We start from the raw sequence: 23,524 nt of genomic DNA on the forward strand, positions 1-23,524 counted from the left end.
TTTTAATATTTTAATAAAAATTAATAGTATCTATCAAACAAACTACGGAGTGTTAATCATGGAATATAATTTTACTACCATTGAAAAGAAATGGCAGAAATTCTGGAAAGATAATCAGTCTTTCAAAACAGTATCTAAACCTACAAACAAAAAATATTATGTACTAGAAATGTTTCCGTATCCATCTGGAAAAATGCATATGGGGCATGTTTCTAATTATACTATAGCTGACTCTATAGCTAGATACTATAAACTGTTAGGATATGATATTTTGCACCCAATGGGCTGGGACGCTTTCGGTATGCCTGCAGAAAATGCTGCTATAGAACATAAAACTCACCCTGCTGAATGGACTTTGAAAAATATTGCTAATATGAAAGATCAGTTAAACTTGCTTGGATATTCCTATGATTGGGATAGAGAAGTTACTACTTGTTTGCCTGATTATTATAAATGGGGACAATGGTTCATATTAAAAATGTATGAGAAAGGTCTTTTATATAGAAAAGGCGGAGATGTTAACTGGTGCGATCATTGTAATACAGTACTTGCAAATGAACAGGTTACTCCTGAAGGTACTTGCTGGAGATGTGACGGAGAAGTTACTAAAAAGAAACTTGAACAATGGTATATAAAAGTTACTGATTATGCAGAACAATTAGATGCAGATTTGAAATTATTAGAAGGTTATTGGCCTGATAATGTTATAGCTATGCAGAAAAACTGGATAGGAAGAAGTGTAGGTGCTTATATTAATTTCAATTTAGATGACGGCAAAGAGTTTCCTATATTTACAACTCGCCCGGACACTATTTACGGTGTTACTTATATGGCTATAGCTTGGAACTATGACGGACTTTTAGATATGTGTACTCCTGAACAAAAAAGTGCTGTAGAAGAGTTTATTAAAAAGTCTGCTAAGATTGACCAAAAAACAGATTATGAGAAAGAAGGTGTATTTACTGGAAGATATGTAGTTAATCCATTTAATGGAGAGAAAGCTCCTTTATATGCTGCTAATTTCGTTTTAGCTGAGTATGGTAGTGGTGCTGTAATGGCTGTTCCTGCTCATGACCAAAGGGACTTTGAATTTGCTAAAAAATACAATATTCCTGTAAAAGTTGTTATACAAAATGCTGATAATTCTTTAAAAGCTGAAAACATGATAGAGGCTTATACTGAAGACGGTACAGTTGTTAATTCAGATATTTTAAATGGACTTTCTTCAAGAGATGCTATAAAAAGAGCAATAGAGTATGCTACAGAAAAAGGCTTTGGAAAAGAGAAAGTTCAATATAAACTTAGAGATTGGCTCATATCAAGACAAAGATATTGGGGAAATCCTTTACCATTTGTACATTGTGAGAAATGCGGTGTTGTTCCTGTACCTGAAAGCGAATTACCTATAACACTTCCTATGGATATAGAGTTTACAGTTGGAGATAACCCTCTTAAAAAATCAGAATCATTCGTTAATACTACTTGTCCTAAATGCGGCGGCAAGGCTAGAAGAGAAACTGATACTATGGATACATTCACATGCAGTTCTTGGTATTATGCTAGATATACAGATGCTCATAACACTCAAATGCCTTTCGATTCTGATATTGCAAATGCTTGGCTTGGAGTTGATCAGTATATAGGAGGTATTGAACATGCTTGTATGCACCTTTTATATTCAAGATTCTGGTACAAGTTTATGAGAGATATAGGACTTGTTAAAGGTGATGAGCCTTTCAATAGACTTCTCACTCAAGGTATGGTTTTAGCAAATAGTTATGAATCAAGAGAGTTAAAGAAATTCTATACTCAGGAACAAATGAATAATAAAGAGTATGAGAAAGACGGTATTAAAAGAGAAGATATAATAATAAAAATGGAAAAGATGTCTAAATCAAAAGCTAATGGTGTTGATCCTGCTGAGATTATAGAGCTTTTCGGTGCCGATGCTGTTAGAATATTTGTTATGTTTGTTGCTCCTCCTGAAAAAGATAAGGAATGGTCTGATGAAGGTGTTAAAGGTTCTTCAAGATTCTTAAACAGAATTTGGAACTTATTCCTCAAATACAAAGATGAAGAAGCATTCAAAAGCGGCAAATCATTTGATTATAATAATCTTTCAAAAGAAGGACAAAAATTATTCAGAAAATATAATAAAACTATTAAGAAAGTTACAATAGATATTAAAGACAGATTCCATTTCAATACTGCAATTGCTGCTTTGATGGAGCTTTTGAATGATATGTCTGTAATAAAATTAGCTAATAATGATGATTATGCTATGTTTAAAGAAGTTATAAGAGGATATTTAATACTTCTTAATCCTATAGCTCCTCATATGACAGAAGAACTTTATCAGATATTAAACTTCGGAAAAATGATACTTGAAGAAAGCTGGGTTGAGCATGATGAACAGTATTGCAAAGATGATACATTCGAGCTTGTATTCCAAGTTAATGGTAAGATAAGAGATAGGGTAGAAGCTGATGTTAATATAAGCGAAGATGATGCAAAAACTCAGGCATTATCAAGTGAAAAAGTTAAAGCATTCACAGACGGCAAAAACATTGTTAAAGTTGTTTATGTTAAAGGAAAACTTGTAAACATCGTTGTAAAATAAAATATAATTAATTTGAAATAATAAAAAAGAGTATGGATTAAAAGTCTATACTCTTTTTTGTAGTTTATATTATAAATCAAATATTATTATTTATTAAAAATATTTTTTATTTCTCTAGCTAAATTTTCAGCTATTATTTTATGTGATTCTTTATCAAGATGTATTTGATCCTTTTCACTAGGCTTTACTATACTTCCTAAATCAAAAAAATGAACTTTTTCTTGTTCGGCGAGCAATTTATATTTGGAAGCTAATTCTTTAGATATTTGTACAGAATTTTGATTAAATCCTGAAAAATCATTAACAATATCAACTTTATCTCCCACTGGAGGAGGGGCAAGCAGTAAAATTTCAGGCTTTTTATATCCCATTGGATCCTCGCTATTTCTAATTTTGAATATAAGTCTTTTCATTCCTTTAGCAATTAAATTAGAAGTAGCAGAAAAATGTGCCTTTACATCATTCGTACCCAAAGATAGTATAACTAAATCTAATGGTTTATGTGTTTCTAATGATATTTCTATATATGCAATTCCATTTCTTCCAGGTTCAAATGGATCATCAAATACTGTTGTTCTGCCTCCCAAACCTTCCTCAATAATCCTATAATCGTTGCCTAAAATATTCTGTAATATTCCTGTCCATCTTTCATCTATGGAATATCTCTTATTTGCCATTGGTATAGAACCAAATGTGTTGCTGTCACCATAACATAATATATTTATCATAATTTTAATGTCCTATTAAGTAAATTTTATTTTTTGTTATTATTAATATTACTAATATAAGTTTATATATTAATTATGCTATTAATTTTTTAAAGCGATAAACGAGCAGCTGATAACTTTAGTTGTCAGCTACATTTAAGCGAGTTTATCGCTAGCAATAATACTAATAAAAATATATTTGTCAATATTAATTATTGATAAACATATTTTTAATATTTTCTATTTAGCTTTAATTACATACCCCGCCCTTTATTCTTTATTATTTTATTTTATTTTATTTTTAAATAATAATTTTTATTGTACTTATAGCTTAATCAGAAATTACAGCCCCACCAAGTTTTTATTAGATTTAAAATTTTTAAGTTTGTCAATTTTTTTATTCAACTTTTTCCCGCCGCAAAAAGTTGCTGCCGCAGGCACGCTTCGCGAAAGTGCAAGTATAAAATTAGTATTAAATCATACTAAAATTGTACTGCATGTAAAATAATTTGTTAAATTTAAGCCAAATATAGTCTTTCGCGAAGCGTATCCAAGTTTATCGAGGATATAGCTTCTCGCCGTAGGCGTACTTCGTATGTGGCAATACCACACCTACACTTACAGTGGACTTCGTCAGGTACTCCTTTCAGTCGCAGTACTTCCTTCGGTCGCAAAAGAAGTGGGGTGCTGCACGCTGTGTATTTCGTAAGGGCAAAGCCCTGCAGATATTTAAAATTTAAAAAAATTATTTCCGACAAAATATAGTTGTTTATGTATATACAAAAGTTAACAAAAGTAATTATTTATGTATGTAATTTATAGTTAATCTATATTCATAGTATTGTTATGGCTGTGGAGTGTATATGATAAATTTATATTTTTTATATATTTGTGGAAGTATTACCTAATTAATTTTAGATAAATACTACCGCAAATAAAAATTTATTATTGATTAGAATTATTTTCTACAAATTCCCTTGCACTATCAACATTATAATTATAAGATTTAAAACCTTCTTCTTCGGTATTTGCTATGTTTATAATGTTTATTGAGTCTTTTATATCATTAAACTCTTCACTATCGTTTACTGTTTCATGTAAAAGTTTTAATGTTTCATAATTATTGATTGTGAAAAACATTTGCATATCATTATTTCTGCTTAAATTTAAAATGCTTTTAAATAGATATTTAGCTGTTTCATTGTCTAAAGAGCTGGCTATATCATCTGCTAAAATCACATTATTTTTATTTGCAGCTATAGGAAGTATTATAGATAAATATTTTTTTAATCCTTCACCCATTAAATTCAATATTACTAATTTATTCATTCCTTCAATATTAATATAAATATCATTGTTAAGTACACTTATTGCTTTTATATTTTTATTGAAAAATGAAAGCATTTCTATTATAGGCTCTTCATTTTTATTTTTTAAGATTTCTATTAAATATGCTGTTAATGTATTATATTCTATATTACTTGTTATATATGTTTCTTCTCTATTTCCTACATTATCAGTTTTTTTATTCATCATATATATTGTATTATTGATGTTTGGAATATTTAATTTTTTTTCTTCTATAGTGTCATCATTGTTGATTATAGTATTATAGTTTAATTCTATATTATCATCTTTAGGTATTTTATTATCTTTTAATACTGGGCTAATATTTATATTGTAGCTTGTATTATCATATTTATTATAATTAAAATTTATATTGTTGTTATAATCAAAATTATAAAATAATGTTTTTATTTCAGTTTTATTTTCTTTGAATCTGCTAATAGTTTTTATATTTTCTATTACATTAATACGGGATTCTGATAAAATAAGCATTAAGGCTTCAAGTATAGTAGTTTTTCCGGAATTATTTTTTCCTACTAAGAAATTTATTTTTTTTATATCATCTATTTTAATTTTGTTAAAACATTTAAAATTTTCTATATATAAGTCTTTAATCATAAAAAAATCCATTGAATTTAAATTAATCTAAAATTAAATATCGGAGTTTTGAGAAAAAAATAGAGTTTATTAATTTTTACATTTATAAATTATATGCTATAATAAATACAATTATCAATATAATATTTTAGGGGATTAAAAATGTATATACTGCCAGCGATAGATTTGAAAAATGGAGAGGTTGTACGACTTGTAGAAGGAGATTATGATAATAAAACAACTTATTTTAAAGATCCTTTAGAAGTTTTGGATTTTTTTATTGAAAGCGGAAGCAGTTATTTGCATGTTGTTGATTTAGATGGGGCAAGCGACGGAGAAACTATCAATTTTAAAACAATAGAAAAAATAATAAAAAAATGTGATTTATTTGTAGAAGTAGGCGGCGGTATAAGAAATGAAGAAACTATAAAAAAATATTTGGATATAGGGGTAAAAAGAACAATATTAGGAACTGCAGCTGTTGAAAATATTGATTTTACTAATAACATGATCAATAAGTATAAAGAGCATATAGCAGTTTCTATTGATTCAAGAGATAGAATGATAGCTGTTAAGGGATGGAAAGAGATAAAAAAAGAAGATTCTGTTGAATTTTGTATTAAATTGGATAGCATGGGAATAGATACTATTATATATACAGATATTTCAAAAGACGGCAAACTTTCCGGCACTAATTTGGATATTTATAAAGAGTTAAGAGAAAAAATTTCATGTAATATAATAGCTTCAGGCGGTGTTACATTTGAAGAAGAAATTATAAAATTAAGAGATATGAAAATTAATGGGGCTATAGTTGGAAAAGCTATATATGAAGGTAGAATGGATTTGAAAAGAATAATAGAAATAGCAAAGCAGTAATTTAATATTGTAATAATAGTGTTGTATATAATTGCTAAATTTTTTTGGGGATTATAAAAGTTGTGAGCGTCTAGCAAATTCGCCAAAGGCGGTTAGAGATGATTAACGAACAATTTTTATTAGCAATATTTTTTATATGCAGTTATTAATTTTTTGGGGGGTATCATAAAAATTGTGAGCGTCTAGCAAATTTATTTGCTAGAGGTGATTAGCGAACAATTTTTATTAGCAATAATATGAATAATATATTAGAAGAATGCAGAAAAATAGTAAATAAAAACTTCAGTAAAGAAGAAATAGAAAAAATAGAAAATAATGATAATTTTATAAAAGCTATGATGAATGAAAAAAATAATAATAGCTTTGATATTTTTTATAATATGCTTGAAGAGCCTTATTCTAAAGATTTATTTAAAAAGATAGTGAGATATAGATATTTATTATCGTTTTATAGAGATGCTTATACAAATTCAAAAGAAAAAATAAAATTAAGTATTAAGTACGGCTCTATCAATATATTTTCTTGGGGATTAAAGAGATTTTTATTTGGTTTACAGAAATATAAATATCCTAGTGAAATAGAAAATTTTTTACTTTTTTATATATTCGGACTTGAGCAGTATAATATAAAAGATATATTTGAAGTAAGCAATGATAGCGTAGTATTTGACGTTGGAGCTTGGAAAGGAGATACTGCTTACTTCTTTTCTAAAAAATGTAATGATAATGCAAAGATTTATGCTTTTGAACCTGATATAAATGCTTTTGAAACATTAAAAGTTATGAAAGAAAAGTACAAATTGAATAATGTTATTTTAGAAAATATTCTTTTTTCTAATAAAAATGAAACTATTGATTTTGTATCTATGACTCCTAATACTCCTGCCGTTAAGATGAAAGCTATTACAATAGATGAATTTGTTGAAAGTAATAATATAGAAAGAATAGATTATTTGAAAATGGATGTTGAAGGAGCTGAAAAACATATATTAGAAGGGGCATTAAATACAATAAAAAAATTTCGTCCGTCTCTTGCCATTGCTGTATATCATGGAGGAGAGCTTTTTATGGAGGATTTTTATAAAGTTCCTGTATTTATAAAAGAAATAACAGAAAATTACGAATATTATATAAGAACATTTTCTCCTTGGGGAGGAGAGACAATACTTTTTTGTATACCTAAAAAATAAAATTATGTTATAATTATTGTAGGCTAATATATAATATTGACTTTTTATAACTAAACTTATAAAATGAAACTTTAGGAGATTAAATCTATGGCAAGAAAAGACATGGTAAACAGTGTTATAGGAGATGGTTCATCTTTTAAAGGAACTTTTATCGTAAAAGGTTCTTTTCAAATAGATGGAAAATTTGAAGGTGAATTAAAAATAGATGGACATTTAATTATAGGACCTAATGGTAAGGTAAAAACAAGCACTATTATAACAGAAAGTATCACAATAGCAGGTACTTTGATTGGTAATATTGCAGCTGAAAAAGAAGTTATATTGATAGAAACAGGAAGAGTTTTAGGAAATATAGAAGCTCCTAAAATAGATGTAGGAGAAGGTGCTGTTATACAGGGAGAAATGACTATTACAGGCGGACAGAAAAAAGATATCACAAAAGTAGTGCATGAATCTTTTACAGGTATAAAAATTGAAGATGAGGCTTCAGAAAATAATAACACTTCTGATAATAATTTCTCATCAGATAATAATACTTATAATAGTTATGACTCTTATAATACAGATAATAATAATTCAAATAATAGTATTTTTTAATTAAGGTGTATTCATAAATGGCTATAAAAATAAAAACACAAGCTGAAATTAATTTAATGCGTGAAAGCGGACATATATTGGCTAATGTATTTAAAGAAGTTGAAAAGATAATTCAGCCGGGAATCTCTACTAAAGAAATAGATAAATTTGTTTATGATTATATAAGAAAACATAATGCCAAACCTTCATTTAAAGGCTATGGTAATCCTCCTTTTCCTGGTTCTATATGTTCTTCTATAAATAATGAAGTAATACATGGAATACCGAGCAAAAAGAAGATTTTAAAAGATGGCGATATCATAGGTCTTGATATAGGCGTATATTATAAAGGATACCATTCAGACAGAGCATTTACTTTCAAAGTAGGAAATGTATCAGAAGAGGCTTCAAGATTGATTGAAGTTACTATGCAGTCATTTTTTAATGGTGTGAAAAAGATAAAAGACGGCGTTCATTTGGGTGATGTTTCTCATGCTATTCAAAAAACTGCTGAAGATGCAGGCTATTCTCTTGTAAGAGAGTTTCAAGGTCATGGAGTAGGCGCTAATTTGCATGAAGAGCCTGCCGTACCAAATAGAGGAAAAGAAGGAGCAGGGCCTATACTTAAAACTAATATGGTTATAGCAATAGAGCCTATGGTTAATATGGGACATCATGCAATTCTAATAGAAGATGATGATTGGACAATCATAACTAGGGATGGTTCTCTATCGGCGCATTATGAACATACTGTAGCTGTAAAAGAAGATGGTGTTGAAATACTAACCGCTTTAGAAGATGATGAGATAGTCAATAAATATTTAGGTAAATGAATAAATGAGAATAAATTAAACTCTATTTAATGTTTGTTAAATAGAGTTTTTTTATGATTTTAATAAAAATAATGCTATAAAGTTAGTATATATTTTAATAATAAAATATTAAATTTGAATGCTCTTAAATATAAAACAGTATATAAGAAAATAAAAAAATAATATAATGTAAAAATTTATTATACCGATACTTTAGATAATAAAACTTTATTTTTGATTTAGCTTATGAAACGTATATTTTTTATATTTAGTATATTAGTATTGACTTGTTTATCAATATATGCTCAGGGGCAATCCCTTAATACACCTAATAGAACAGCAGATACAGTGAGAACTGTAGAAATTAATACAAATGCTTATGGATCATTATTCAGTGGTAAATTAGAGCCTGCTTGGGTATATATAGGAGAAGCCAAAAGAGCAATACATAGAGGAGACATTCCTTATGCTTTATATATAATGAATAAAACTTTGATGTATTATCCTGATAATGCTGATGCACATTATTTTTTAGGTTTAATATATGAAAAAGAAGCTGGTAATCCTGCAGAACAAGGCGGAGCTGCCTCTTATCGTTTAGCTATAGAGGAATACAAAAAAGCTATAAATTTATCAACTAATCTTACTATACCAGCATATAAATTAGATGCATATTTCAGTCTTTTATACATATATGAAAAATTAATAGATGAAAACAATTATGCTGCTATGGAAAAAGAGATTATTACTATGGCTGAAAATACATATAAAAATTATGAAAAAGGAAGAATATATTTCAAATTAGCAGAACATTATGGAAATAGAAATAGAGGAACTTCTGCTGTAGATTATTACAGACAAGCTTATATTAATGGATACAGACAGAAATTATCTCTTTTCAGAATGTCTTTAATATATAGAAGAATGCGTAATTATGTACAGGAAAAAGAAACTTTAATGCTTGCTATTAAGTATGATTTTGATAATGTTGAGCCTAGCAATTTTGATGTTCAAAAGGCTATAGTTCAAAGATTAGAGGCATTAAAGAATGTTAGAATACCTAAAAAATTAAATTAATTTTGAAATATTTAACTATAATAAAGAGCAATGATATATTTTATATTATTGCTCTTTTATTTTTTATAATTTTAGTTTATTTCTATTGTCAAAAAGTGTTTATTATATTAAAATATGATGCTTTATAGTAAATAAATATTAAGAGATGTAAAATGAAAATAAAATTAATTCTAATATTGTTAATATTATTAAGTTCATTGAATTTATATTCTCAGGAAAATCAATTAAATAGCGATTTAAATTATTTGGAATATGACTATACTTTCAGTAATCCTTTTCGTATATATGAAGTTGATAAATATTATATGGGATGGCAGGATCCTAGAGCATTTATAGGCAGAATATTATTTGCTAAAAACTTTAATGTAGATAAAAATTTATCTCTTATTGCTACAGATTTGAATTGGGATTATAAGTCTGTGTCTGTATATGTAGAAGGACGTCTAGCAAGTGAAATAATGTTTTATAGAAATAAATATTTTTCTGTAGGTATGGGAGGATCCATGGATATTTCTATACTTGGAAGAAACGTCGGATTATTTGATGTTTATGATTTTTCAGGGCAGTTTATGGTATTTGCTGATTTATGGCTTCAAAATCTTGTTGGAATTAATATGAAAATAAGATTCATACCTATGTACCATCAATCCACACATTGGGTAGACGGATTCAAAGGAGATACTCAAATAAAAAGAGGAAGCAGTTATGAATTTGGTTCTATAGCGGTTTATTATTATATTAAAAATTTCAGTGTTTATTTAGGTTCTGAAATTTCTTATAATGCTGTAGGAAATAGTCCGCAGTTATTTAGAATACATACAGGATTAGATTATAGATTTCCTTTATATAAAGATCAAATCAGCTTAATAACAGGAATAAATATCGCTGCTATTTTAGATAAGAAAGATAAACTTGGATTTATAAAAGACCCTTGGCATGCTGCTGTTAATTTTGGTATTGGTGTTGAGTTTTATAGATATGCTGTGTCTTTGAAGATTGGTTATGGAAAGCCTAGAGGAGCATCTAGTTACTTTGTTTACGAAACTAAGGTTGGACTTGAGATAAGTTTATTATTCTAATATTATAAATATTCTTATTAATAGTAATTATCTATAGATTAATTGTGCTTTTTAACAATATTTGTATTTTTTTATTTATCATAAATAAAAAATAATAAAAAACTATATTCAAAAATTATTTATTATGTTAAATTATAATTATGAAATGGAGGGAATTATATGGCTGGATTATTTGATATAATAGGTCCTGTAATGATAGGGCCTTCAAGTTCTCATACAGCTGGGGCTTGCCGTATTGGCAAACTTGCTAAGAAGATTTTGGGTGAAGATGTAAAAGAGGCAAAAATATATTTGCATGGTTCTTTTGCTCTAACTTGGAAAGGTCATGGAACTGATAAGGCTATTTTGGCAGGACTTTTGGGTTTTGAAACTGATGACCCTAGACTTAGAGATAGCTACAGTTTTGCTGAAAAGGCTAATCTTAAATATGAGTTTATTCCTACAAAATTAAGAGAGGCTTTTCACCCTAATACAGTATATATTGAAGCTAAAGGCGAAACTAATGAGATTGATATATTAGCTTCTTCTATAGGCGGAGGATTGATAGTTTTGGATAAAGTTAATGGTATAGAAGTGCATTATAAAGGAGATTTCCCTACTATTGCTATAGTTAATAAAGATGTTCCGGGTATTATAGCCAAAGTTACTTCTATTATATTTGAAAAGGGTATAAATATTGAAAATATGAATGTAACTCCTCAATTTGAAGGTCCTAATAGAGGATATGCTATTATTGTTATTGGTATGACTGATGTTATATCAAAAGATATAGAGGAAAAAATAAGAAAAATAGAAAATATAAGGGACTTTGTATTTTTAGATAAGTTATATTAAATATTATATGGAGTATTAAAATATTATGGATATAAAATCTATAGAATCATTAGTGGCTTTAGCTACGGAAAAAAAAGTGAAAATAAGCGATATAGTAATAGATATAGAGGCTCAGTCTCAAAAAACAGATAGGCAGACTGTTATTAATAATATGACTTCTTATTATGATATAATGAAATCTGCTGTTGAGAATGGTAAAAAGGATAAATTCAATTTTGTAACTGGTTTGCAAAATGAATGTGTTGAGATAGTAGAGAAATTCTATAAGAATAAAAAAAGTATATTGGGAGAAACAGTAGGTGAGGTTGTAACTGCTGCAATGGCTGTAAGCGGTTATAATGCTTGTATGGGTAAGATAATAGCTGCTCCTACTGCAGGAAGCTGCGGCGTAATGCCTGCTGTACTTACCGTATGTGAAAATAGAGGATATAAAAAAGAGGAAGTAGTAAAATCAATGTTTACAGCTGCTGGATTAGCTGATATTATAGCACAGATAGCAACATTTGCAGGTGCTGAAGGTGGATGTATGGCTGAATGCGGTTCTGCTGCAGGTATGGCGGCTAGTGCTTGTGCTGAGATTATGGGAGGAACTCCTCAGCAATGTGCTGATGCTTTTGCTCTTACTATATCAGCTATGCTTGGGCTTATATGCGATCCTATTGCAGGGTTTGTTGAAGTGCCTTGTATGGGTAAAAATGTTATGGCTGCTGTTCATGCTATGGTTTCTGCTGAGATGGCTTGTGCTGGTTTTAGAAGCGTTATACCGGCTGATGAGGTTGTATCCGCTATGAAAGAAGTTGGTGATGGAATGGATGAGAGATTTAAAGAGACTTCTCAAGGGGGGCTTGCCAATACTCCTACAGGTCGTGCTATTGCTGAAAAGCTTTTAGGAAAAATAAATAAATAATCTTATAATATATAAAAAGCTTACAAATATTTTTTGTAGGCTTTTTTATATAGATTTTATTTTGAACCCCACCCTTTATTCCTTATTACTTTATTTTGAATTTTTATTTTCATTATCTTTATGGCTCAATTAGAAATTTTAGCACCCACCCAAATTTTTTTAAGAATTTAAAATTTAATTAACGCACGTTTAGCTAAATTTTCAATATAAATAAATTTGAATTAAAAATAAATCTATATTTTTTAGTTTTACTCTGCGTGCGGTGAAGATGCCATAATTTTTTTAAAGATTTGGGCGGGCAGCAAAAATGACTAAAGAATGCAAAGAAGAAAAATAATGTGTAAATACCAGAGAATATAAAAAGCCTAAAGGGCGGGCAAATGTAATTAATTCATTATACTGAGAAAATAATATGTTAAATACACAAAGACTTATAATAAGAAAATTTAATATCAATGATGCTGAAGCTTTATTTAGTATTTTATCTGATGAAGAAGTTAATAAATATCTTCCATGGTTTCCTTTTCAAAGTTTAGAAGAAACTAAATTACATTTACAAAAATTTTATTTAAATACAAATGATAATCATAACTTTTATAGATATGCAGTATGTTTAAAAGAAAATAATATACCTATAGGTTATGTACATCTTGAAAACAATAATGACAATAATGATTTTGGATACGGACTTAAAAAAGAATATTGGAACATGGGAATAATTACAGAGGCTTCAAAAAGAGTTATAGAAGAATTAAAGAAAGATAATATAAAATATATAACAGCTACTCATGATATAAATAATATTGCAAGCGGTGAAGTAATGAAAAAATTAGGAATGCATTATCAATATAGCTATGAGGAATTATATCAGCCCAAAAATATAAAAGTTATATTTAGAATGTATCAGTTAAATTTAGATGATTATAATAAAAGAGTTTATAAAGGCTACTCGAATAAATATACAAATCATTTTGTAGAAAATATGTTGTAATTGATAATAATATATGATAATATATAGATAATAGTTCAATATGTAAATAACTATTGGGGGCTGTTATGAGATTTATTTTATGCACATTTTTATTATTAATACTATTATCATGCACTCAAAAGTCTGATGTCAATGTTGATGAAAATATTCAAAATGATGAAACATCTATGGAAGGCGGAAATATAGTTCAGGATTTATCTATAGAAGATGCTATAGCAGAATATGAAGAAAGTCCTTGTATAGATATAATAAAAAATCTTATTAGTTCAGGCAATATAAATAATACTTTAACAGAAACTACGAATATAGTAAATGCAGAAGATACAGAATATGATCTTAGTGTAACCTTTGATGAAGGTACTACAGCTTTAATGATAGCTTCATATTATGGATATGCTGATTTAGTAAATGCCCTTATACAAAATAATGCTGATGTTAATATAAAAAATAAAAGAAATTATACAGCACTTTTATATGCTACAGATATATGGTCTAGACAAGGTATAGGAATATTTGACAGTAATTTTAATGTGGTTGAGCTTTTGGTAATGGCTAAAGCAGATGTTAATGCGGTTAATAATTATGGATGGACTCCTTTATTCTTTGCTGCTGATAATTCTAATTCCGACATAGTTGCTTTTTTAGTTGATAATGGTGCTAATATTAATGCTGTGTCTGATGAAGGAATAACACCTCTTTTATTAGCGAATGATGTTGAAACAGTTAAAGTATTATCCAAGACAGTTAATATTAATAAAGCTAATTTAGCTGGAATAACACCTTTAATATCTTTCGCTGGAAGAGAAATATCTATAGAGGCTATTAGTATTTTACTTGAGAATGGTGCTGATGTAAATATGATAGATAAAGACGGAGAAACAGCTCTATCTTATGCTATTGAAAATGGTAATTTTGAGGCTGCTTTAATCTTGCTTGAAAATAATGCTAATCCTAATCTTGCCAAGAAAAAAGCTAAAGATTTGGCAAATATAGCTAGAGAATTAGGCGATGAGGAAGTTGCTTCTATATTGGATAAATATTAATAATATTGATAAATTCCTTTGACAAATTATTTTATTTTGGTATATTTATTATATTGGAAAAATCTATATATTTATTTGGAGTTTTATAATGTTTGATAACAATGTTCACTATATAAGAAAAGAGCTTGAATCTATTTACAAGATCATAGTAGAGAATTTAGGAAAAGAATTACTAAACACTGAAATTAAGCGTTTAGAGTATGAGCCTAAAATGGATAGAATTAATATTAATAATTTTATATTTATAAGGCTTACTTTTGAAAATGAATATGATCATAAAGAACTTTACTATGATATATATATTGAAGATGAAGACGGAAATGATGTTGAAAGAGCTTTAATCAGTGTAGAAAAACCTTTCACTAAAGTTGTTGATAAAATAGATTATTTGGTAAAATTAAATTATCAAGCTAATGAAGACGATTAATTTTTTATTTATTTGTTTAAAATAAAAAGAGGGACTTTTTAAGTCCCTCTATTTTTTAGTTATTTATCAGTATTAATTTAATGCTTTAGTAGATAATACATATTTATCTTCTCTGTATTTTTGAGTATTTCCACCTATTAATTCATTTAATTGTCTTTTTACGTCATCTTGATTATCGCCGTCAATTATATATAAAGTATCTCTATCAACTAAATAGTAGCCTTCATATTCTGTATCATTTTCATATTTTCCATTTTCTGTATTTCTAACTATACATGCATTCATATCTTTGTTAGCTTGAGCATTAGGTATATTAACTGCTTCAATATATTCTAATGTAGCATAGTCATCTCTTCCATCAATTATTCCATTTTCATATTCTCTTTCAATCATTTCAGAATTTTCATTAAAGAATACAAATGTTTCTTCTGTTTCTAATCTTCCGTCATCACTTTCTTCTTCAGACTGATACCAAGTAGTAGAATATAATCTTTCTAACAAGTTATATCCATCTTGAGCAGCTGCAGCCTGATTACCAGCAACTGAAGCGTTTACTGTTATAGACTGGCTATTTCCATTCCAACTGGCTAATGGAGTACCATCTCTTACTGTTTTATCATCGCTTGGTACATTAGTAGTTAATGGCTTACTTCCTGTAGCAGGTCCTGTTGCTTTGTTGCCGCATGCTACTGCAAATACTGATAAAATACTTATGATTAATATAATTCTTTTCATATTTTTTTAATCCTCTTATCAATTATTATTTTTGTTTATTTTGAGTAAAAAATAATTATGTTTTTAGTATCAAATGTATAAAACAATAGTATGTAATTTATTATAATTTAATTAATAATGTTTTTGACAAATTTTTATATTATTCTATAATAATAAAATATTAAATAAACTATTAGGGGATTGATATGCTTCAGTATGCTGTTATAGGAATCGGCACTTTAGGCAAGGCATTAATTAATAGACTTATGACAAAACCTTCTATAGAGGTATTTGCTATAGATAATGATATAAATGAAATAGAAGCTATAAAAAATAATGTAACTCAGGCTATGCGTTTGGACTCTACTCAGAAAGAAGCATTGGAAGCCATTGAGATTAATAAATTTGATGCTGTCATACTTACAATAGGTGAAGATATGATGACAAGTATATTAACAGCATTACTTTTAAAAGAGCTTAATGTAAAAAATATCATAGCAAGATACTCTAATGAAAAGCATAGAGCCATATTAAGTATGATAGGAATAACCCATTTGGTAAGCCCTGAAGAGTCTATGGGAGTGCATATTGCAGAACAGCTTGAAGTAGGTGATACTCTTCTTCTTTATGATCTTACTGAATATCACTCTATAGTAGAATTCCCTGTTCATGGCGGACTTGCCGGTAAAAATTTAAAAGAACTTGATTTGAGAAAGAAATACAAAATCAATGTTGTTGCCATAAAGAAAGAAACTGTAGGAATATTGGGAGAGAAAAAAGTTATTGTAGATTGTACTCCTGATCCTGATGTAGCTATGGTTGAAGGTGATATACTTATCATTGCAGGTCATGATAAAGATATAGAAAAGATGTATAAAAAAATGGCTGAATGATAAATGAATATTCAAATTGCTAAACTTTTTATAGTTATTGGTATAATATCAATAATCATTGGCATACTATTTTTATTTAATATAAAAATTCCTTTCGGCAAACTTCCGGGTGATATCATGATTAAAAAAGAGAATTTTACTTTTTCATTTCCATTGGTCAGCTGTATTATAATCAGTGTATTATTATCTTTTATAATGTGGCTGCTATCTAGATTTAAATAATATATATTCTATTATATAAGAATTTACTTTGTATTGATATAGTTTTTAATATATTATATAATTTTAAAAAAATAAATGTATAAAGAATTATTATGTCAGAAAAAAATAAATACCCTAAACTATATGTTAAAAATTTTGCTAAAATCAAAGAAGCAGAAATAGAATTAGCACCATTCACACTTTTTGTCGGCGACAACAACAGCTGTAAAACTTATTTGTCAACGTTAGTTTATGGATTAATAAAATATACTTCTAAGATAATATACGATATATTTGAATATACGGATGAAATTAAAAACTCAAATGAATATAAAAAAGTAACAAATATTATTAATGATATAATTGATAAAAATGAAGAAGTAAATTTAAGTTTGGAAGACAAAGAAGATTTTATAAAATTATTTAATTTTTTATTAAATAAATATTCTAATAAATTAATAAATTATATATTTAATTCTTCAGATATTATTCATTTAGATTATATAAATTTGGATTTTACATGTTACATAAATGAGAAAATTTATATAGAAATTAATAAAAGAAAAATAGATAATAAAGAATTTTATAATATAGAACTTGATTATAACAGAATTATTAGTTATAGTGATTTAGAAGAAAATCGCTTTAATATAATAAATATTATAATGAGTTTTATGATAAGAGCTCATTTTGATATATCATTATATATGAGTGCTAATATAGTTTTTTTTCCTGTATCAAGAACAGGATTACTATCAACAAAGAATAATATATTAAAATCTTATGTTGATAAGTTTAATAAAATAAATTCTTTTGATGATAATTTAATTAAAGAAGAATTATTATCTAATACTTGGCAGGATTTTTTAAAAAAACTAATAGATCTTTCAGGTAAAATAAAAGAGGAAAATAGATTTAAAGAAATAGTTTCATTAATAGAAGATAATATTATTGATGGTAAGATAAATGTTAATCAGGAAACAGGCGGAATTTATTATATACCAAATTTTAATAAAGGATCATCATTTCCAATGTATTTATCATCTGCTGTTATAACAGAAACAGCACCATTATATTTATTTTTGAAATATGGTTTTATTAAAGAAAGATTGATTATGGAAGAACCAGAAATTTCCTTACATCCAGAACTTCAGCAGCAATTAACAAGAGTTTTTATTAAATTAGTTAATAGTTATATTCATATTTTAATTACAACTCACAGCGATACTATTATTCAGCATATAAATAATATGATTAAATTAAATTCAAATGATGAAGAAAGAAAAAAATATTTGATGAATAAATACGGATATGATGAGGACGATTTGATTTCAGAAGATAAGGTTAGAATGTATCAGTTTGATATTGAAGAAGACGGATTTACAAAAGTTACAAAATTAGAAAGTTCAGAGTACGGTTTTGAAGTTCCTACTTTCAATAAAGTACTAAAAAAAATATCAGATGAAATATATGATTTTCAGGAAGAATTATAATAATGAAATGGTATGAAAATTATCCTGAAGTTTTTAGGGAAGTTTTAAGTAAAGTATTTGATAAAAATTTTTTTTATGACTATGATAATGATAAATATTTTTTAGAAGATAAAAATGTTTCTGTAAATGTAGAAGTCTTTAATAATTCATTAGCAATAAAAACATTAGAAGGTAATAAATTATTTCCTTATTTAAAAAATCAAAAGTGTGCTGATAAAGTTATTATTCAAGAAACAGAATCAAGAATATATGATATGCATATATTTGAATTTAGTATTGCATATAAAAAGAATAAAACATTAAAAGAACAATTTGAAGGTGCTTGTTTAAGAGCTTTAGCTGTATTTTCTTATTTTAAAAGAATTAAGATTAATAAAATATATTTGTATTTTGTAATAAATGAAACAACTAATCCATCAATTATGAGAAAAGATTTATCTAATAAGAGAATTCCGAAAGATATATATAAAAAAGATTTTTTAGTTGTCAGTAATGACTCAAGGCTATTTAAACAAAAGAAATTAAAAATAAAACTACTTGAGCATAATAAAACTTATAGTATAAAATACCATTCAGAAGAATATGGATTGAATATATCTTTTTTATAGTTCAATTACAATTTATTTATTTTAATATATACTGAAAATTTTTAACTTTGTTAACCGATACACTTTATATAGAATTATCAACTTTTTTGCCGCACAAAAAAGTTGCAAAAAACGCAATTACTAGAACTTTATATTTTAAAAATACTTATTAAATATAGGATATATTATAAATTTATACTAAAATGCAGTTCTTTTGGTTCTTTTATACCAATAAAAGAACTGGGGTATGGGGCAAAGCCCCAGATATAAAAATAAAAATATAAATTTATTTTTGACAAAGTATATTTGTTTAGGTATATTTCAATTTTTTAATTGCCCTTATTGATTGGTACAGCAAATTTCGGCAGAGTAAGCATATAAATAAAAGATATAGCTATACTAATTAAATTAAAAAATGAATAAGGCATGTACTGTAAAGTATGCACTCCAAGTATAGAAGTCATATAAACTCCTGTAACAGTCCAAGGCAGTAAAACCTCTGTAAGAGTTCCGCCTTCTTCCATAGTTCTTGAAAGTACGCCTCTATTAACATTGTATTTGTCGTATACTGTTTTTAATACATCGCCTAAAGTTAAAAAAGTAAATTGTAAACTGCTCAATGCTGAATTTATAGTGAATGTTGTAAACCAAGTTACAAATATTAAACTTCTGGCACCTCTGACTATTTTCACCAATAATTCTATTAAAGTATTTAAAGTACCTATTAATTGAAGCATAGCTCCGTAAGTAAGAGCAAGTATCAAAAATAATACACTAGGCATAGTGCTTATCATTCCGCCTCTGTTTAGTAATGTATGAAGATTTTGAGGTATGCTTTCAGGATTAACTGTAGGCGACATAGAAATATTAAAACCCGTTACAAATGATTTCATAGCATTAATAAATCCAAAGTTTTGAAATATCGCTCCTAATATTATTGCAATTAAACTTCCAATGAACATAGTTATTACAGGATTAACTCCTTTCACACTTGCAATAAGTACGAATATTGGAGGGATAAGCAAAAAGATGTTGAAATTGTATATATTTTCTAATGAAGTTAATATTTCACTAGCTTCTTTTAAGTTGAGAATATCAGAGTTAATAGGGGAGGCATTGAAACCTAATATAGTAAAAACAATAGCTGCTAATATTGCAGATGGTATAGTGTTTACAAGCATAGTTTTTATATGATTTTGTAAAGTAGTTCCAGCACCAAGAGCGGCTAAAACAGTTGTATCCGATATAGGAGAGTTTTTATCACCAAGATATGCACCGCTTATAACAGCACCTGCAACCAATGGAAGAGGTGTATTTGTAGCCTGTGCGATTCCTATGAATGCTACTCCTGCAGTAGAAGCAGAACCCCAAGAAGTACCTGTAAATATAGATAGAAAAGATGTTATAACAAATGCCATTAAAGGTATGAATGAAGGGTGAATTAATTTAATTCCATAGTATATAAGCATAGGTACAGTTCCAGAATATACCCAAGAACCAACTACTATACCTATTAATATAAATATTAGTACACCAAGCCAAGTATCTACAATCTTTTTTATGAAGGCTTCTTCCATATCTTTCCATTTGTATCCTGCAAAATGTGCTATTATGCAGGCTATTAATGTGCCTATTGTAAGTAAAAATTCTATAGGAACACCGTATTTTACAGTGAAGATTAAAACAGTTATAAGTATGAATAATAGTGGAAATAACTTCCAAAATGTATTGATTTTTTTTATATTCATGGGTATACTCCGTATATTCTAAAACATTGTAATGATTAATATTACAACAATATATAACATATTTTTATTATGATGTCAATATTTATAAGTAATTTTTATTATTTATAGTAAAGAATGTATTTTTTTATAGTAATAATAAAATAATAAAATTTATATATAGATTGACTTTTAACAAAAAATATAATAAAATGATAATAGTTACAAAATTCGTTTCAGATTTTTTAATTGCAAATATTTATTGTATATATAAAAAATAAGAAATTATTTCCGATAATAGAACAACTGTAAATTTTATGGAGGCATAATAAAAATGGCAGAGCAGACAGAGCAACAATCTATTGAAAGTACCGAAAATAGAGTTGATCTCGAAGATAGTACAAACCTTGTTACTTTTAGATTAGGCAGCGGCGAGTATGCCATAGACATCATGCAGGCTAAAGAGATAATCAAGATGGAAAAGATTACTCTTATTCCTAATGCCCCAGATTTTGTTGAAGGTGTAATAAATTTGCGTGGTAATATTATACCTATAATCGACTTAAAAAAGAGATTCAATTTAGAAGAAACAGAAGGCGATAAAAATACAGGTATTATCATAGTAAAAATAGAAGATGTGGATATGGGAATAATTATTGACTCTATTTCTAAGGTAGTATCTATTTCTAATTCTGATATTCAGCCTCCTCCTCCAATGCTTTCAGGTATAGGTCAAAAATACATTAAAGGTGTAGGTAAATTAGAAGATAAATTATTAGTTGTTTTAGACCTAGAAAAATTGTTTACTACAGATGAAGAAGAGGAAGAACCTGCTTCCGCTGAAAGTTAAGATTAAAAATTAGAGTTAATAATTAAAAAGTGGCAGTTATTACTTTACTTTCGCTTATAATAATGTCTAATATCTCATCATTATCATCTTTAGGTATTGATGGAAGTATCTGATAATCATAAGCTAAGCCTACTCTTAAGGCATTTTTATTTCTTTTTAACATATTATCGTAATAGCCTCTTCCAAATCCGAGTCTATTGCATTTTTCATCGAAAGCTAAAGCCGGAATAATAAACATAGATATTTCATTTATATTACAGTCTTTACAGTGTTCAAAAGGCTCACCGCATCCGAATTTTGTATTTTTATTTATATCTTTATTATAATCATTGATATATTTTAATTTCATATTATGATTATCTATAAGAAAAGGCACAGATACTTTGATATTATTTTTTAAAGCGTATTCTATTATTTCTTTAGTCGGTACTTCATTATTGAAATCTATATATACTGATATAGAATTAAATTTATTAATATTTACTATATTTCTAAATTTTTTAAAGATTACAGTACTTTTTTCTTTAATGAAATCCGAATCTAAATTATTTCTAATGAGTTTAAAGGATTCTCTTATTAAATTTTTTGCTTCTTTAATATTGCTTTCATTAGGAGAAGTTTTCATCTTTTAATTCTACTAATAATTCTTGTAATAGCTTATCTCTAATAATTTGGTCAATAATTTTTTGTGATGCCATACCTATATCAATAAATTGTACTGCAAAACCTTTAGGCAAATCAGGTTTTTGATTTTCATTATTTATCCAAACTACTTTAGCTTCAGTAAATAATTTGAAGTCTTTAAAAGATATAGTAAGACCTAACATATCGCCTTTATCAGGAATATTAGTATCAGATGATATGTAAGCTCCGTTACCGCTTATAGAAAGGATATTTCTATCTATAGTTCCTCTGATTTTATCTTTATATGCTATAATAACATTTAATGGCCAATTAACTCTTGAATATTGTCTTCTTTTTTTACTTCCGTCATCTAATATTTTTGAAACTTCATTTTGTATGGATTGTACTATTACGCTTACATCTGTATTTCTACGGAATATTAAAGCGTATGGATATACAGATTCATCAAAATCATCTGATACTTCTGTAATTACTAATTTTATTTGCGGATTAATTTTCTTTACTTTTTCTACAAATAAATTAATACTGTCTTTTTCACTTTCAGAGTATCTTATTATGTAAAAATATATGTTTAAGTTATTTTCTATTATATACCCTAAAGAAGAACTTGTATCATTAAAAGTGCTTATATCAAATATATTATTAAAAGCATTTTTATATTTAGTTAAAATAGAAGGATTATTTTCTATAATTACACCTTTTACTTGTTCTTTATCCATTATTACTTCTCCTGATAAGACTTCTTATTAAGTATAACATAATTTATTATTTATGCAATATTTTAAGTAAAAAAATAGAAGCCTTTAGTTATTCATATTTTCTGTTTATATGTTATAATAATGATAAAAGTTTTAAAGAGAGTGGTTTATGGGAATAAAAGAGAAATCAAAAGAATTATGGGAAAAAATTTCATTAGAAACTACATTTGAAAAATTAATATCTATTATTGATAAATCAAAGGATATATTAAATTTATCTTCATCAAGGCATCTTTCCAAATTTTTAGATAAAATTCAATTGATGGTAGATATGATAGGCGATTATATTAATGGTAATTATAAGGATGTGCCTTGGAAAAGTTTATCTGCTGTAGCTGGAGCATTAATATATTTAATACTTCCTTTGGATGTTCTTCCTGATTTATTTCCTTTTATTGGATTATTAGATGATGCTTTCATTATAGGATTATGTATAAAATGTTTTTCTACTGATTTACAGCAATATAGGTTTTGGAAATATGGAGAATTAGATGAGGAGTCTGAAGAGGCTGAATATGAAATAGCAGATGATGAAGAAGATATTGAAGAAACTGAAGAAGATAGGGAATAAAT

At 27.2% G+C, this 23,524-nt stretch carries 24 protein-coding genes; 18 read left to right on the forward strand and 6 right to left on the reverse strand.

What is annotated here, in order from left to right; all coding sequences use genetic code 11:
• The first annotated feature begins 58 nt into the window (after nt 1-58).
• A complete protein-coding gene (gene leuS / locus BRSU_RS01565) occupies nt 59-2,620 on the forward strand; it encodes a leucine--tRNA ligase (protein WP_048593461.1) in 2,562 nt (853 codons plus the stop codon).
• Between the two features lie 86 nt (nt 2,621-2,706).
• On the opposite strand, the gene BRSU_RS01570 is transcribed toward leuS, so the two are convergent.
• Nucleotides 2,707-3,348 carry an SGNH/GDSL hydrolase family protein gene (locus BRSU_RS01570; RefSeq protein WP_048593462.1) on the reverse strand — a complete coding sequence of 214 codons (642 nt, stop codon included), beginning with the start codon at nt 3,346-3,348 and terminating at the stop codon, nt 2,707-2,709.
• 924 nt (nt 3,349-4,272) lie between these two features.
• Nucleotides 4,273-5,292 carry an AAA family ATPase gene (locus BRSU_RS01575; RefSeq protein WP_048593463.1) on the reverse strand — a complete coding sequence of 340 codons (1,020 nt, stop codon included), beginning with the start codon at nt 5,290-5,292 and terminating at the stop codon, nt 4,273-4,275.
• Nucleotides 5,293-5,433: 141 nt separating this feature from the next.
• On the opposite strand from BRSU_RS01575, the gene hisA reads away from it, so the two are divergent.
• From hisA to BRSU_RS01630, 11 genes are all read left to right on the forward strand, one after another.
• Nucleotides 5,434-6,150: a 1-(5-phosphoribosyl)-5-[(5-phosphoribosylamino)methylideneamino]imidazole-4-carboxamide isomerase gene (gene hisA, locus BRSU_RS01580; protein ID WP_048593464.1), complete on the forward strand. Its 717-nt coding sequence runs from the start codon at nt 5,434-5,436 to the stop codon at nt 6,148-6,150.
• Between the two features lie 236 nt (nt 6,151-6,386).
• Nucleotides 6,387-7,340 carry an FkbM family methyltransferase gene (locus BRSU_RS01585; RefSeq protein ID WP_048593465.1) on the forward strand — a complete coding sequence of 318 codons (954 nt, stop codon included), beginning with the start codon at nt 6,387-6,389 and terminating at the stop codon, nt 7,338-7,340.
• 87 nt (nt 7,341-7,427) lie between these two features.
• Entirely contained in the window at nt 7,428-7,937 is a 510-nt protein-coding gene (locus tag BRSU_RS01590) for a bactofilin family protein (protein WP_048593466.1), read from the forward strand.
• Nucleotides 7,938-7,954: 17 nt separating this feature from the next.
• A complete protein-coding gene (gene map, locus BRSU_RS01595; RefSeq protein ID WP_048593467.1) occupies nt 7,955-8,749 on the forward strand; it encodes a type I methionyl aminopeptidase in 795 nt (264 codons plus the stop codon).
• A 225-nt stretch (nt 8,750-8,974) separates the two neighbouring features.
• Complete coding sequence (locus BRSU_RS01600) at nt 8,975-9,805, forward strand: tetratricopeptide repeat protein (protein WP_048593468.1); 831 nt, start codon at nt 8,975-8,977, stop codon at nt 9,803-9,805.
• A 152-nt stretch (nt 9,806-9,957) separates the two neighbouring features.
• Entirely contained in the window at nt 9,958-10,884 is a 927-nt protein-coding gene (locus BRSU_RS01605; RefSeq protein ID WP_048593469.1) for a hypothetical protein, read from the forward strand.
• A gap of 159 nt (nt 10,885-11,043) precedes the next feature.
• Nucleotides 11,044-11,718: an L-serine ammonia-lyase, iron-sulfur-dependent subunit beta gene (sdaAB, locus tag BRSU_RS01610; protein ID WP_014488819.1), complete on the forward strand. Its 675-nt coding sequence runs from the start codon at nt 11,044-11,046 to the stop codon at nt 11,716-11,718.
• A gap of 25 nt (nt 11,719-11,743) precedes the next feature.
• Nucleotides 11,744-12,625 (forward strand): L-serine ammonia-lyase, iron-sulfur-dependent, subunit alpha, encoded by an 882-nt coding sequence (gene sdaAA, locus BRSU_RS01615; RefSeq protein ID WP_048593470.1) that lies wholly within the window; start codon nt 11,744-11,746, stop codon nt 12,623-12,625.
• A 412-nt stretch (nt 12,626-13,037) separates the two neighbouring features.
• A complete protein-coding gene (locus tag BRSU_RS01620) occupies nt 13,038-13,616 on the forward strand; it encodes a GNAT family N-acetyltransferase (RefSeq protein WP_048593471.1) in 579 nt (192 codons plus the stop codon).
• Between the two features lie 65 nt (nt 13,617-13,681).
• On the forward strand, nt 13,682-14,659 hold the full coding sequence (locus tag BRSU_RS01625; RefSeq protein WP_048593472.1) for an ankyrin repeat domain-containing protein: 978 nt from the start codon (nt 13,682-13,684) through the stop codon (nt 14,657-14,659).
• Nucleotides 14,660-14,747: 88 nt separating this feature from the next.
• Nucleotides 14,748-15,086: a hypothetical protein gene (locus BRSU_RS01630; RefSeq protein WP_014488815.1), complete on the forward strand. Its 339-nt coding sequence runs from the start codon at nt 14,748-14,750 to the stop codon at nt 15,084-15,086.
• A gap of 72 nt (nt 15,087-15,158) precedes the next feature.
• Here the strand turns inward: BRSU_RS01630 and BRSU_RS01635 are convergent, their stop codons facing one another.
• A complete protein-coding gene (locus BRSU_RS01635; RefSeq protein ID WP_048593473.1) occupies nt 15,159-15,821 on the reverse strand; it encodes a hypothetical protein in 663 nt (220 codons plus the stop codon).
• A 185-nt stretch (nt 15,822-16,006) separates the two neighbouring features.
• Between BRSU_RS01635 and BRSU_RS01640 the strand changes: the two genes are divergently transcribed.
• The 4 genes from BRSU_RS01640 (at nt 16,007) to BRSU_RS01655 (ending at nt 18,995) form a co-directional block, all read left to right on the forward strand.
• On the forward strand, nt 16,007-16,693 hold the full coding sequence (locus BRSU_RS01640) for a potassium channel family protein (protein ID WP_048593474.1): 687 nt from the start codon (nt 16,007-16,009) through the stop codon (nt 16,691-16,693).
• A 3-nt stretch (nt 16,694-16,696) separates the two neighbouring features.
• A complete protein-coding gene (locus BRSU_RS01645) occupies nt 16,697-16,915 on the forward strand; it encodes a DUF2905 domain-containing protein (protein WP_048593475.1) in 219 nt (72 codons plus the stop codon).
• A gap of 92 nt (nt 16,916-17,007) precedes the next feature.
• Nucleotides 17,008-18,387 (forward strand): AAA family ATPase, encoded by a 1,380-nt coding sequence (locus tag BRSU_RS01650; RefSeq protein WP_048593476.1) that lies wholly within the window; start codon nt 17,008-17,010, stop codon nt 18,385-18,387.
• 2 nt (nt 18,388-18,389) lie between these two features.
• The gene (locus BRSU_RS01655; protein ID WP_048593477.1) at nt 18,390-18,995 is read left to right on the forward strand and encodes a hypothetical protein; all 606 of its coding nucleotides are present in this window, start codon (nt 18,390-18,392) and stop codon (nt 18,993-18,995) included.
• A 308-nt stretch (nt 18,996-19,303) separates the two neighbouring features.
• Here BRSU_RS01655 and nhaC read toward each other — a convergent pair whose 3' ends face one another.
• Nucleotides 19,304-20,722: a Na+/H+ antiporter NhaC gene (gene nhaC / locus BRSU_RS01660; protein ID WP_048593478.1), complete on the reverse strand. Its 1,419-nt coding sequence runs from the start codon at nt 20,720-20,722 to the stop codon at nt 19,304-19,306.
• 310 nt (nt 20,723-21,032) lie between these two features.
• Between nhaC and BRSU_RS01665 the strand changes: the two genes are divergently transcribed.
• Nucleotides 21,033-21,548 (forward strand): chemotaxis protein CheW, encoded by a 516-nt coding sequence (locus BRSU_RS01665; protein WP_048593479.1) that lies wholly within the window; start codon nt 21,033-21,035, stop codon nt 21,546-21,548.
• Between the two features lie 22 nt (nt 21,549-21,570).
• On the opposite strand, the gene BRSU_RS01670 is transcribed toward BRSU_RS01665, so the two are convergent.
• Nucleotides 21,571-22,173 (reverse strand): 5-formyltetrahydrofolate cyclo-ligase, encoded by a 603-nt coding sequence (locus BRSU_RS01670; protein WP_048593480.1) that lies wholly within the window; start codon nt 22,171-22,173, stop codon nt 21,571-21,573.
• Nucleotides 22,157-22,912 carry a PilZ domain-containing protein gene (locus tag BRSU_RS01675; protein WP_048593481.1) on the reverse strand — a complete coding sequence of 252 codons (756 nt, stop codon included), beginning with the start codon at nt 22,910-22,912 and terminating at the stop codon, nt 22,157-22,159. Before BRSU_RS01675 ends, BRSU_RS01670 begins: the two co-directional genes overlap by 17 nt.
• Before the next feature lie 148 nt (nt 22,913-23,060).
• Between BRSU_RS01675 and BRSU_RS01680 the strand changes: the two genes are divergently transcribed.
• Nucleotides 23,061-23,522, forward strand: a complete 462-nt coding sequence (locus tag BRSU_RS01680; protein ID WP_048593482.1) for a YkvA family protein — start codon at nt 23,061-23,063, stop codon at nt 23,520-23,522.
• Nucleotides 23,523-23,524: the final 2 nt, after the last annotated feature.

Source organism: Brachyspira suanatina (assembly GCF_001049755.1).
Lineage (GTDB): Bacteria > Spirochaetota > Brachyspiria > Brachyspirales > Brachyspiraceae > Brachyspira > Brachyspira suanatina.